Raw genomic sequence first — 12,471 nt, forward strand, 5'->3', positions numbered from 1 at the left:
TGAATTTCCACTACGCTCGGGCGCCATTCTGGCCCTATACTCGCGCCATTGCGCTCCGGCCATTCCGCGCTGCAGGCGAGATATTGGCAACGGATGGCCGAGATGACTCCCATGACAACCGGCCTCAGGCCCAGGAACTCCGATGATGATGCACAAGTTGCGCACCACCTGCATGAGCGTGGCACTAATCGCCACGACGGCACTTCTCAGCGCTTGCGGCACCAGCCCGCAGCGCCTGTACGTCAATCCGCAGGTCGGCGAGATGGGCGTGGTCGGCCACGGGCAGCAGGTGGTGGTGGACGTGCTCGATGAGCGCCCGTCAGAGCGCATCGGCTCTCGCGATGGCGCCACCAATGCCTCGAGCTATCTGGTCGTGCCGACCGGCGACCTGACACCCAAGCTTGAGGCCCAGACCGTCAGCGCCCTGCGCCGCATGGGCTTCGTGCCGGTGTCCGCCGAACAGGCCAATCAGGGCGCAGCAGAGCTGACCATCTCGTTGACCGAGCTGGCCTATGGCGTGAAACGTGGCGGCCTGATCACCGATACCGCGACACTCAATGGCGTGATCAAGGCCGTCGCCGTGTCCGGCAAGCAGCGCTATACCGGCAGCTACACCGCGACGCGTGATCAGGGCTATGCCCTCAAGCCGAGTCAGGAGAAGAACACCGAGATGGTCTCTGAGGTGATCGGCGATGCGCTGACTCGCGCCTTCCAGGACACCACGCTGATCCGCCAGCTCGACCAGTAGGTTCGATCAGCAGCTCGCCACCAACGAAAACGCCACCGCCGCCCATTGGGCGGCGGTGGCGTTTTTCATGAGGACTGGACTTTCAAGAAGACTGGACCTGACTGACAAGGTCACCCCTGAGTCGTCAGCGACGCGGTCCCTTGCGCACCAGACTCCATACCGTCTCACGCAGGCCGCGCTCATCCGGGGCGCGACGCTCCAGCACCTCAAGCGTGAAGTTGGCGCTCAACAGCTGACGAATCTCGTCTTCGGCGACATGGAACGGCGGGCCCTGATGCTGCTCCGTCTGCCGCTCGAGACTGATCAACAGGCCACGCGCGCCCGGGGGCAGCAGCTGCGCCAGGTGGAAGGCGTAGCGCTGACGGGTGGCCGGCGGCAAGGCGATCAGCGCGGCGCGATCATAGAAGGCATCCAGATGATCGACATGATCGATATGGAAGTGGAAGAAGTCTCCGCACCACAGCTCGACCATGCCCTGGCGGAAGCATTCGAAGTGCTCCAGCCGATAGCGCGAGACATCACCGGCGCCTTCGGCGACGAACTGCTCGCAGGCCTGGCGCGCAAGCTCGATGCCCAGCACCGGATAGCCCTGCGCCGCCAGCCAGCGCATGTCGAGACTCTTGCCACACAACGGCACCAGCACCTTGGCGCCCGCCGCGATCTCAAGCCGCGGCCACCAGCGCTCCAGCGCCGAATGCGTGGCGGGCAGATGAAAGCCGATCCGCCCTTCCTGCCATCGCGCCAGCCAGGGGTCGCTGGCCGGCGTCGCGTCCATCGTCGTGTCTTGTGGCGACATGAGCTGGCGCACTCCCTCTGCTATCGGTTACCAGAATGCCTTACAGGAAGCCGTGACGCTTCTTCTTGCGACGCGGCAGGTGCGGCACGATCAGGCCGACCAGCAGGCCGACCCCCGCCACGCCACCGCCGTACATGAAGTAGCGCATCAGCAGGTCCTGCTTCTTGGTATCGAGCTTGGTTTCCATGTCCTGCATCTTGCTACGCGCCTGGGCAAGCTCGGTTGACTGGCTGTTGCTGGCCTGCTCAAGCTCCTCGATGCGCGCCTGACGCGTCTCGAGGCCGGTCTTCATGTCCTCGACACGGGTTTCCCACTCTTCATTGATGCCGTCGAGCTTGGCAGTCAATTCCTTGACCCTGGCGCTCAGCTCGGGCACCCGGGCATTGACGCTCTGGGTGTCCTGCAGGTCAGCGGAGGGAATCCACACCACGTCGCCGCTGGCGGTGCGGATCTTGCTGTAGTCATTCTGGACCTCGAGCAGCTCGACCGGCTGGCCGGCTTCCACCGTGCCCACGATGCGGTAGCCATCCGTCGGGCCACTGCGCACGAAGGTCGTGAGGTCATCGGCGACCCAGCGGTCGGCGGCCGCATTGGCCAGCGGTGCGCCCAGCAGCAGGCTGCCGGCGACGCCAGCCCCCAGCACCACACGGCGCAGTGAGCGCGCAAGCGTCGAACACGGCGATCGGGGTGACAGGAGACCGAAAGATGAAGGGGTGCTGGTAATGGAGAATCGCGTCATATCGTGTTCTTCATGGCTGTCTAAGGGCGTAAGCCGACCGTGTCAGGCGTGTGGGCACGAGGAGCAAGCGCGCTGAATCCTGCGTCCCTACATGCCGAACATGATCGACCGCTTTTGGGCGAAGGAAGCCTCGCCCTGTCTGCCCATGCGGTGTCTGCCAGGTTGCGCAATGCAAGGCGTCCTGCCTGGCATCGCTGTCGCGCTTGGACGTACGGTAACGAATTTGCCGCGAGAAAAATCCGAGACTGTCATTTCAGTGTCTTCAGACATCCACACTTTCTGTGGATAAGTCTTGGGACAACCTCAAAGGGGCAGGTCTGCGCACGGCGAAATGCCTGCCCCGCCAACAAATCGATCAAATTTTAACCAGCTCAGGCAGCCGGGCTATCGGCATGAAAACCTCAACAAATCAAGCCATTGACAGCCTGATGTGCGTTGCGCAACACCTGCCTGATAACTATGAAACATGCCAAGCCCCTGTTGTAGCGTCAGGGCATGCGCGGGCTTTCTCGTGAGGATACCACAGCCACCATCAGGCTGAACCGGTGGTTGGCAGGCATCCTCCTCATTGCTGACAGCGATGCGACAGGGCTGGCCGCATGGCCGGCAGACTCCTATACTGTGCCGTCCCGATTTTGGCCTCGACCCGATCAGCGTGCCGCTTGGCACAGTATCGTCGCGCCCTCGATTCCCGGCCAGCCATCGGCGCCGGGGCTCATTCATTACAAGTCGTGCCCGCTTCTCCTGACCGCTGACGCTGCCCGCCGCCACCATGTGCCCGGGCGCGAGGCGCACGAAGCCCGGGCGCGCAGCTCAGAGCGTTCACACAAGGCAATGGCGAAGAAACTCTTCATCAAGACTCACGGCTGCCAGATGAACGAGTATGACTCCGCGCGCATGGCGGATCTGCTCGGCGAATCGCATCAGATGGAAGTCACCAGCGACGAATCCGAAGCAGACGTCATCCTGCTCAACACCTGCTCCATCCGCGAGAAGGCGCAGGAGAAGGTGTTCCACCAGCTGGGACGCTGGAAGAAGCTCAAGGAAAAGAACCCGGACCTGGTGATCGGCGTCGGCGGCTGCGTGGCCAGTCAGGAAGGCGACAACCTGCGCAAGCGTGCCCCGCATGTGGACATGGTGTTCGGCCCGCAGACCCTGCACCGCGTGCCGAAGATGCTCGACACCCGCCGCGACAGCCTCAAGCAGATTTCCGTGGTCGACGTGACCTTCCCCGAGATCGAGAAGTTCGACAACCTGCCCGCGCCCAAGAGCGACGGTGCCAGCGCCTTCGTCTCGGTGATGGAAGGCTGCTCCAAGTACTGCACCTTCTGTGTGGTGCCCTACACCCGCGGTGAGGAAGTCTCGCGTCCCTTCGAGAAGGTGATGGATGAAGTCATCCATCTGGCCGACCAGGGCGTGCGCGAGATCAACCTGCTGGGCCAGAACGTCAACGCCTACGCCGGTCTCAACCTGCTGGGCGAGGAGATCGACCTCGCCGAGCTGATCAGCTGCGTGGCGCAGGTCGAGGGCATCGACCGCATCCGCTTCACCACCTCGCATCCGCTGGAGTTCAAGGACTCGCTGATCGAGGCCTTCGGTGAGATCCCGGAGCTGGTCAGCCATCTGCATCTGCCGGTGCAGTCGGGCTCCAACCGCATTCTGGCGGCGATGAAGCGCGGCCACGAGCGTGACCTCTACATCGACAAGCTCGAACGCATCCGCGCGCTGCGTCCGGACATCAGCTTCTCCTCCGACTTCATCGTCGGCTTCCCGGGCGAGACCGATCAGGACTTCATGGACACCATGGACCTGATCGGCCAGATCGGCTTCGATCACTCCTTCAGCTTCATCTACTCCGCGCGTCCGGGCACCCCGGCGGCGAATCTGGAAGATGACACTCCGGAAGAAGTGAAGAAGGAGCGCCTGCTCATCCTGCAGGAGCGCATCAACCAGCAGGCGATGCAGATCGGTCGCAAGATGGTCGGCACCACCCAGCGCATCCTGGTCTCCGGCTTCTCGCCGCGTGACCCGGGCCTGCTGTCAGGGCGCACCGAGAACAACCGGGTGGTCAACTTCCGCGCCGCCAACCCGACCGAGCTGATCGGCTACCTGGTGGATGTCGAGATCACCGAGGCCTACCCCAACTCGCTGCGCGGTGAGCTCAGCTCGCCCTACCGCTATTGATCGCTCGTCGCTCACGACATTGACGAGGCGCCATCAGCCCCCACTATCAAGCAGATAGCCACGCTGGCCGTACAGGACAATTGCCCTGTACGGCCATCGCGCATTAAGCTCTCTTGAGACTTCGGCAACGCGTCACCATTGACACTGAAATGGCGCCGTCATGCGCCGTGGCGGGTAGAGCGCCCCGTGCATCACGCGCGTGCATCCGCCATCGCGGCTGCCCCTCATCGCCAAGCATCATCGTCACTCATCACTATCAGGATATTCGACGCCTTGAGCCACCAGTCACAGCAAGCTAATCGCATTCTCAACATGACGCTTGAGCCGGCAGACCCGCAGCGTCTGGCCAGCCTGACCGGCCAGCGCGACGAGCATCTCAAGCTGATCGAATCCCGGCTCGGTGTCACCCTGCGCAACCGCGGCAACGACTTCCAGATCGCAGGCCCCGCGGCCGCCGTGAAGGCGACCGCCAACGTGCTGGAGCATCTGTATCGTGAGACCGGTGCCGGCGAAGTCGATGCCGAGACCGTTCATCTGTTCCTGCAGGAATCCGGCGTCGAGGCGCTGGTCGAGGCCGCCGAGGACCAGGGCGCCACCTACGGTGATGTGGTGATCCGCACGCCCAAGGTGCTGGTGCGCCCGCGCGGCTTCAACCAGCAGGGCTATGTCACCGAGATGCGCAATCACGACATCAACTTCGGCATCGGCCCGGCCGGTACCGGCAAGACCTACCTTGCCGTCGCCGCTGCCGTGGAAGCGCTCAACAACAACGAAGTGCGACGCATCCTGCTGGTGCGTCCGGCGGTCGAGGCCGGCGAGAAGCTCGGCTTCTTGCCGGGGGACCTGGCCCAGAAGATCGACCCCTACCTGCGTCCGCTCTACGACGCCCTGTACGAGATGCTCGGCTTCGAGCACGTCAACAAGATGATCGAGCGCCAGATCATCGAGATCGCGCCGTTGGCCTACATGCGCGGCCGGACGCTCAACAACGCCTACATCATTCTCGATGAGTCCCAGAACACCACGCGCGAGCAGATGAAGATGTTCCTGACGCGCATCGGTTTCGGCTCCACCGCCGTCATCACCGGTGACGTCTCGCAGGTCGATCTGCCACGTGGCACCCAGTCGGGTCTCGCGCACGTGATGGAGGTCCTCAAGGACACCCCGGGGATCAGCATCACGCGCTTCCTGGCCAAGGACGTCGTGCGTCACCCGCTGGTGCAGCGCATTGTCGAGGCCTACGACACCTTCGAAGCCGCGGAAGAGCAGCAGGAAGGCGAACGTCGCGAGCAGCGTCAGGCCGAGCGCGAAGCCCGCATGGCGGCGCTGAATGCCCAGAGCAACGTGCCGCCTGCCAGCACCCCGACGGGAGGTAGCCAGTGAGCGAAGCCCCTGCGGTCGTCGTGGACCTGCAACTGGCCATCGGCGAGAGTGAACTCGATGGCCAGCCGCTGCCGGCCAGCCATCAGCTGGAAGCCTGGGTGGCGGCTGCGCTGCTGGCCGCCGCGGAAGACGGCGCGCTGGAGCGCGATGCCAGCGCCGCCGCGGCGCCGTACGAGCTGACCGTGCGTCTGGTGGAAGAAGCCGAGAGTCAGGGCCTCAATCGCGATTATCGCGGCAAGGACTCCCCGACCAACGTGCTGTCCTTCCCGCATGAGCCACTGGATCTGGACGACTTCGCCCTGCCGCCGGAACTGGCCGCGCGCTTCGCCGAGGAAGGCGATGACGACAGCCTGCCGCTTGCGGGCATGCCGGAGGGCGATCTGGACGCCGGCGAAGAGGAAGGTCTCGACGGCCACAACAGCGACGATGTCATGCTGGCGTCAGACGCCATGAGCGAAGCTGATGAGGCAGACATCTCTGATGGCGCGTCTTCTGGCTTCTCGACTTCTGGCGCCGCGTCTTCTGCCCTCGGCTCTGCGGCTACCGAGACCGCGGCTGAGCAGGCTCTTGATGAACAAGCTCTTGATGAGCAGCGCTTTCTGGGCGACCTGATCATCAGCGTGCATGTCGTCGCCCGCGAAGCGCGGGAACAGGGCAAGTCGCTGGAAAATCATTTCGCCCACATGCTGGTTCATGGCACCTTGCACTTGCTCGGCTATGACCATATCGAGGACGATGAAGCCGAACGCATGGAAGCGCTCGAGCGTCATGTGCTGGCAGGGCTCGGCATCGCCGACCCCTACCGGGAAGAGAATCACTGATGCCGGCGCCCCTGCGCATCGGCAGCACCCGCCGTCGGGTGACTCGAGGCTTGTCCCCGGGTCGCTCGGCTGCCCCGATACCACCACGACGATGGGGTATCGCCACCGAGGAAAAGAGAAACTAACGCATGAGCGAAGACCGATCGGGAAGCCAATCGAAAACCTGGCTCGATAAGCTGTTCGGCGCCTTCTCAAGCGACACCGACGAACCCAGCTCCCGTAGCGAGCTGCTCCAGTTTCTGGCTGAGGTAGGCCCACGTCTCAACCTCGATCAGGACGCCATCGCCATCATCGAAGGCGCGCTGGAAATCAGCGACCAGCAGGTGCGCGAGGTGATGATCCCCCGCTCCCAGGTGCAGGCCATTCAGGTCGATCAGCGCCCGGAGGAGTACCTGCCGCTGATTCTCGAATCGGCTCACTCCCGCTATCCCGTCATCGACGAGAACCTCGACGAGGTGCTCGGCATCCTGCTGGCCAAGGACCTGCTGCCGCTGATTCTGCAAAATGACAGCGAGCGCAAGCGCTTCGATCTGCGCGAAGCGATCCGTCCGGCGATGTTCATCCCCGAATCCAAGCGCCTCAACAGCCTGCTCAAGGAATTCCGCGAGACCCGCAATCACATGGCGGTGGTCATCGACGAGTACGGCGGCACGGCAGGCCTTGTCACCATCGAGGATATCCTCGAGCAGATCGTCGGGGATATCGAGGATGAGCACGACACCGATGAGGATGAGGACATCCGCGAGCTGGGCGATGGCCAATTCGCCGTCAGCGCGCTGACCACCATCGATGACTTCAACGAGCATTTCGATACCGACTTCTCCGATGAGGAATTCGACACCATCGGCGGTCTGATGATTCAGCGCTTCGGTCACATGCCGCGCCGTCAGGAATCCACCGATTTCGCCGGCTGGCGTTTCACGGTGCTCAATGCGGACAATCGTCGCATTCGTCAGGTACAGGTATGTCGTCTGGAAGATGCCACCGGTGACGCGCCGCCCTCGGCCGAGCATCGTGCGCACATCAGCGGCGAGTGATTCATGGCCTGATCACAGGCTGACCCGATAGAGGACAATGCCAGACACATCCGCCGATGTGTCTGGCATTTTACAAGGAGAGCGGCATGTCAGATTCCCCCCGCGCGAGGAGCTTCCCGGGCGCCTCGTTGCTGGCCAATGTACTGGCGATCATTGCCGGGGTACTGGTCACCCTGAGCTTTGCCCCCTTCGAGCAGTGGTGGCTGGGCCCGATCGGCGCAGGCCTGCTCTACGGGGCGCTGCGCATGGAAGGTGGTGGCTTCCTGCGCGCCTGGTGGTTCGGGGTCGGCCTGTTCGGCAGCGGGGCCAGCTGGGTCTACGTCTCGATCCATGATTATGGCTATACCGGCATGCCGCTGGCAGTGCTGCTGACGATGCTGTTCGTGGCCTGCATGGCGCTGTTCCCGATGCTGTGGATGGGCCTGTGGCAGCGCTTCTGCTCACGCAAGCTCGATGTGCTGTCATTCGCCGCGGTATTCGTGCTCAGCGAGCTGTTCCGTACCTGGGCCTTCACCGGCTTCCCGTGGCTGCTGCTGGGCAACAGTGCCGTGGGCTCACCGCTGGCCAGCTGGGTGCCGGTGCTTGGCGTCTACGGTATCTCGCTGATCATCGCGCTGTCCGGTGCGCTGCTGTGGAATCTGGCGCTGCGTCGCCGCTGGTGGGCGATCGCGCCGCTGCTCCTGCTGTGGAGCGCGGGGCTGCTGCTGCCGACCGGCTGGACACAGTCCGGCGGCCAGCCGGCGCGCGTCGCCCTGCTGCAAGGCAACCTGCCGCAGTTGATCAAGTGGAGCGCCGAAGGGCAGCGTCGTGCGGCCAATACCTACGCCGCGATGACGCGCGCCGTGCAGGACGATGCCGACCTGATCGTATGGCCTGAGACGGCACTGCCGATGCTGCGCGATCAGGCCGAGCCTTTCCTCGAGCGCATCCAGGCAACTCTGCCGCCCAAGACCGGTCTGATTACCGGGATCGTCGAGCGTGACGCCGACAATCGCTTCTACAACAGCGTGATTCCCATCGATGACCCGTCGGCCCAGTATCGCAAGGAGCATCTGGTGCCCTTCGGCGAGTATGTGCCGCTGGAAAGCTGGTTGCGGGGCATCATCGGCTTTTTGGACCTGCCGATGTCGAGCATGCAGTCAGGCGACAGCCAGCAGCCGCCACTGATGGTCAGCGGTCTGCGTATCGGCGTGGCGATCTGCTACGAGATCGTCTATCCGGAGCTGGTCCGCCAGCGCGCCTTGAGCTCTACCGTGCTGCTGACCGTCTCCAACGACACCTGGTTCGGTCACTCCATCGGCCCGCTGCAGCACCTGCAGATGGCTCAGCTGCGCGCGCTGGAAAACGGCCGCTATCTGCTGCGTGCCACCAGCAATGGCGTCACGGCGATCATCTCGCCGCAGGGTGAGATCATCGCCCAGGCACCCCAGTTCGAGGAGGCCACCGTCACTGGCGATATCCGCCTGCAACTGGGCATGACGCCCTGGATGCACTACGGCCTGCTGCCGGTGTGGATCCTGATCGCGCTGCTGCTGGCGCCGGGCCTTGTGCTGGGCATCAACGAATGCCTCAAGTCGCGCCGTCAACGCCCGCAGGACGCCTGAGGGCCAGAACGTGTGAGTCCCCAGGGCCTCAGACGCTTGAACGCTCAACCTTACCCGTTGCCGGGCCGATGCCCGGCACTGCCTCTGCACAAGCGAGACCACAATGGGCATCACCGAGTTACTCGGCATCATCAAGGACCTGGTATTGCCGCCCGGCGGGCCTCTCCTGCTGCTGTTTCTGGCCATGCTCGTGCTCAAGCGCTGGCCGGGCCTGGCACGCGCCATGATGGTCGTGGCCATCCTGGGCATGTGGCTACTGTCCTCGCCGGTCGTCTCCACGCGCCTGATGTCAGGGCTGGAGCGCATTCAGCCCAGTGAGCCGGCAGAGTGGATCCAGGCGCAGGCCGTGGTGGTGCTTTCCGGCGGACGCTACTACGACGCCCCGGAGCTGCAGGGCCGCGATCGCATCAATGGCGAGACGCTCAGCCGCCTGGACGAAGGCGTCCGCGTGGCCCGCAACGCGGAGCTGCCGATTCTGCTCACCGGTGGCAAGGTATCGTCCTCCGATGACGGCACCCTCGCCGAGCTGATGCAGCGCTCGCTGATCGATGAATTCGACTACCCGGCGCGCTGGCTGGAGAATCGCAGCGAGAACACCCAGCAGAATGCGCTCTTCACGCGCGAGATGCTCGAGCAGGACGACATCAACAAGATCGTGCTGGTGACCAGCGCCTGGCACATGCCGCGCGCGATGCGCAATTTCCAGAATCAGGGCTTCCGCACCATCATCCCGGCGCCGGTGGGCTACACCACGGTCTCCGGGCTGGGCATCGATGCCTGGATCCCCAACAGCTCCGCGCTGACCCAGTCACGCTGGGCACTGCACGAATGGATCGGCTGGCTGGTGGGTCGCTAGCCCCGACAGCACTGCTGGCAAGACAAGCGAAGGACTGCTGGCAAGACACACGAAGGGCTGCCCATGGGCAGCCCTTCGTGTGTCTATATAACCCCGCTCAGCAAACGCTTATCGCAGGATTGCGCTTAGACCTCGCTGTCACGCATCCAGCTCGCCTCCTTGAGCCATGGCCCCAGCTGGCGGAGCTGGAAGGCGCGATCGCGCGTCCACTCGTCACTGCCGACATGCGCAGTGCCACCAGGCGCTTCTCCCAGCACGTCGTCCGGGAACTTCAGGCTGTCGCGACCCTTGATCTGCAGCGAGTAACACCGGTCGTGGCTGACCAGGCTTTCGCGCAGGTAGCGCCACACGCATTCCTTCATGAACCACTGATCGATATTCGGCGTCTCGACATGCTGTGGCTGCCACTGGGCCAGCAATGTCTCGAGTGGCGGCAGGACTCCGGCCACCCCGCCCCACAGCCCTGCCAGCACCAGATCGGTATGACTCCACCAGTCACGCATGACATGGAAGAAGCGCCCGGAGGTCAGCCACATCTGCACCGCGCGCACTTCGCGCAGGCTGATGACGCTGTCGCAGTCGCGAACCACGTAGTAGCCCACCGCCGGGTCATCGGCGACCGCGAAGCGCCAACACAGCCGCTGTCTCAGGGTGTCACTGGAGGAACGCTCGATCAGCTCGGCGTCCAGTTCCCGCGCCAGAACCAGGAAGTCGTCGGGCACGCTGTCATCGTGATAGAGCCGAACCCGCCACCCCGGATACAGCACCGGTGCCAACAGCAGGTTATGCAGCATGCCATTCAAGTAGCGCGGCCCCTTGCCCCAGAGGCCGAAGGACAGCACGCGCGTCTTGCCGGCGGCGACTGCCGAGGGGGATTCAGCGGGCAGCCGCCAGCCCTTCGCCAACGCCAGGCCCCCATGCTGCTCGTCCTTGAGCGCCAGGGCGCGACTGCCATGCTCGCGTGCCTCTTCATGACGCTTGAGTCTGGCCGCACTACTGGCCAGCGAGTCGAACAGCACTGGGTTGAGACAGCCTCGTGCGGCCAATGCCTCACCGGCCGCCAGCGAGCCGGCGGCATCATTGGCGCGCGACAGACACACTACCTGATTGAGCGCGATCTCTTCATCGGCCGGACACTCCACATGCCCCTGGGCCAGAATCTGGCTGGCCGAGCGATAATCCGCGAGCAGAAACAGGTAATAGGAGATCTGCTTGAAGAGGCCCGCCTCACGTGGACGCGGGCGCTGATTGAAGTGATCGATCAGCTGTTGCAACGCCTTGTGGCGCTGACCGGCGCTCCAGGTGGCATGCGCCGGGGCGAACCAGTCTGACGGTGTCGCCATCAGCCCTGATCACTCTCATCGGCCGCGGGAGGCTGACGAGTGACGGGCGGCGCGCCACGCGAGAAGAAACGATGTCCACAGGCATGGCAGGGTTCAAGCACGCTGGGCCGCGTGAGCGTGGTGGTCGACTCGCAGTGCACGCAATGCAATAGCCCCGGCGCGATGACCTCGCCGCTGGTGTAGTCGGCGCGCGCGGCCTCGAGGTCTTCCTCGAAGTGGGCGCGGTCCACCACGGTGCGATCCGCGATCGACATCAGCGCGGAACTGACACTGCGCGACAGCACCGAGAGATCGATCCCCAGCCAGCTGGCGATCCCTTCTCCACCGGTCGCCAGATGGCGGCGGAATTCGCGCATGTCACGCTCGACCCAGGCACGCAGCAGCGCCAGCTCGTCGAGCGTGAATTCCTCGACCTCGGCCTCGAACTTGACCGCCTCATCCAGCTCGGCCTTGAGGCCATCCCACGACAGCTCACCGCTGCTGTCTTCCAGCCGTGTCAGGATTCGCCCATAGGCATCACCGAGACGTCCTTCACCCTCGCCCTGCGGCTGGCTGGAGGCTGAGCGCGAGGGCATCGGCGTATCTTCAAAGCCACTGTCGTGCGAGGGCGTGGCAGCCGTATCACGATCCGTGGCGCTGATCGGCTCATGGGGATCGCGGGGTTCACGTGGTTGGCTCATGGACTCTCCTTGTGTCTTCACCTTCTCCCGTACTGCGGGAGGGCATGGCGCTCTACCTTCAGCATGGTGGCGTTGGCGTTGCGACACAAGCCACACTCTTCCACTCCCTGACACGCATCAAGCGCGTGGCACTGGCAGCATGAAGCGCATTCGCCTGGCGCCACAGCGCTCGCCTCCCCTACCTGAGTCCTGGCGTCTGGGGTAGACTTGACCCCATCGCAGACAGCGGCGGCCCATCCCGATGTGACCGCCCACCTCTTCACGCCCTGCCTGTCCCTGG

12 protein-coding genes are annotated in these 12,471 nt (G+C 64.0%); 8 read left to right on the plus strand and 4 right to left on the minus strand.

Annotated elements, in window-relative coordinates:
• Positions 1-142: 142 nt before the first annotated feature.
• On the plus strand, positions 143-748 hold the full coding sequence (locus ACJJV2_RS14030) for a YajG family lipoprotein (protein ID WP_279831809.1): 606 nt from the start codon (positions 143-145) through the stop codon (positions 746-748).
• 124 nt (positions 749-872) lie between these two features.
• Here the strand turns inward: ACJJV2_RS14030 and tmpT are convergent, their stop codons facing one another.
• Both tmpT and ACJJV2_RS14040 read right to left on the minus strand, forming a co-directional pair.
• A complete protein-coding gene (gene tmpT, locus ACJJV2_RS14035; protein ID WP_405281786.1) occupies positions 873-1,544 on the minus strand; it encodes a thiopurine S-methyltransferase in 672 nt (223 codons plus the stop codon).
• 40 nt (positions 1,545-1,584) lie between these two features.
• Positions 1,585-2,283 (minus strand): TIGR04211 family SH3 domain-containing protein, encoded by a 699-nt coding sequence (locus ACJJV2_RS14040; RefSeq protein WP_405281789.1) that lies wholly within the window; start codon positions 2,281-2,283, stop codon positions 1,585-1,587.
• An 834-nt stretch (positions 2,284-3,117) separates the two neighbouring features.
• Between ACJJV2_RS14040 and miaB the strand changes: the two genes are divergently transcribed.
• From miaB to ACJJV2_RS14070, 6 genes are all read left to right on the plus strand, one after another.
• The gene (gene miaB, locus ACJJV2_RS14045; RefSeq protein WP_405281792.1) at positions 3,118-4,467 is read left to right on the plus strand and encodes a tRNA (N6-isopentenyl adenosine(37)-C2)-methylthiotransferase MiaB; all 1,350 of its coding nucleotides are present in this window, start codon (positions 3,118-3,120) and stop codon (positions 4,465-4,467) included.
• 273 nt (positions 4,468-4,740) lie between these two features.
• Positions 4,741-5,850: a PhoH family protein gene (locus ACJJV2_RS14050; RefSeq protein ID WP_052384763.1), complete on the plus strand. Its 1,110-nt coding sequence runs from the start codon at positions 4,741-4,743 to the stop codon at positions 5,848-5,850.
• 98 nt (positions 5,851-5,948) lie between these two features.
• Positions 5,949-6,671, plus strand: a complete 723-nt coding sequence (gene ybeY / locus ACJJV2_RS14055) for an rRNA maturation RNase YbeY (RefSeq protein ID WP_405282233.1) — start codon at positions 5,949-5,951, stop codon at positions 6,669-6,671.
• Between the two features lie 128 nt (positions 6,672-6,799).
• On the plus strand, positions 6,800-7,708 hold the full coding sequence (locus tag ACJJV2_RS14060) for an HlyC/CorC family transporter (RefSeq protein WP_052384764.1): 909 nt from the start codon (positions 6,800-6,802) through the stop codon (positions 7,706-7,708).
• A gap of 86 nt (positions 7,709-7,794) precedes the next feature.
• Positions 7,795-9,312 carry an apolipoprotein N-acyltransferase gene (lnt, locus tag ACJJV2_RS14065; protein ID WP_405281796.1) on the plus strand — a complete coding sequence of 506 codons (1,518 nt, stop codon included), beginning with the start codon at positions 7,795-7,797 and terminating at the stop codon, positions 9,310-9,312.
• Between the two features lie 103 nt (positions 9,313-9,415).
• Positions 9,416-10,168, plus strand: coding sequence for a YdcF family protein (locus ACJJV2_RS14070; protein ID WP_043335281.1), 753 nt, complete (start codon positions 9,416-9,418; stop codon positions 10,166-10,168).
• Between the two features lie 125 nt (positions 10,169-10,293).
• On the opposite strand, the gene ACJJV2_RS14075 is transcribed toward ACJJV2_RS14070, so the two are convergent.
• Together ACJJV2_RS14075 and ACJJV2_RS14080 are read right to left on the minus strand one after the other, a co-directional pair.
• Entirely contained in the window at positions 10,294-11,511 is a 1,218-nt protein-coding gene (locus tag ACJJV2_RS14075) for a tetratricopeptide repeat protein (protein ID WP_405281799.1), read from the minus strand.
• The gene (locus tag ACJJV2_RS14080; protein WP_405281802.1) at positions 11,511-12,191 is read right to left on the minus strand and encodes a zinc ribbon-containing protein; all 681 of its coding nucleotides are present in this window, start codon (positions 12,189-12,191) and stop codon (positions 11,511-11,513) included. The genes ACJJV2_RS14075 and ACJJV2_RS14080 overlap by 1 nt, the downstream gene beginning before the upstream one ends.
• An 11-nt stretch (positions 12,192-12,202) precedes the next feature.
• Between ACJJV2_RS14080 and ACJJV2_RS14085 the strand changes: the two genes are divergently transcribed.
• The gene (locus tag ACJJV2_RS14085; RefSeq protein WP_339927044.1) at positions 12,203-12,334 is read left to right on the plus strand and encodes a hypothetical protein; all 132 of its coding nucleotides are present in this window, start codon (positions 12,203-12,205) and stop codon (positions 12,332-12,334) included.
• Positions 12,335-12,471 lie beyond the last annotated feature (137 nt).

Origin of the sequence: Cobetia sp. Ld8, assembly GCF_045066615.1 — a bacterium.
Lineage (GTDB): Bacteria > Pseudomonadota > Gammaproteobacteria > Pseudomonadales > Halomonadaceae > Cobetia > Cobetia amphilecti.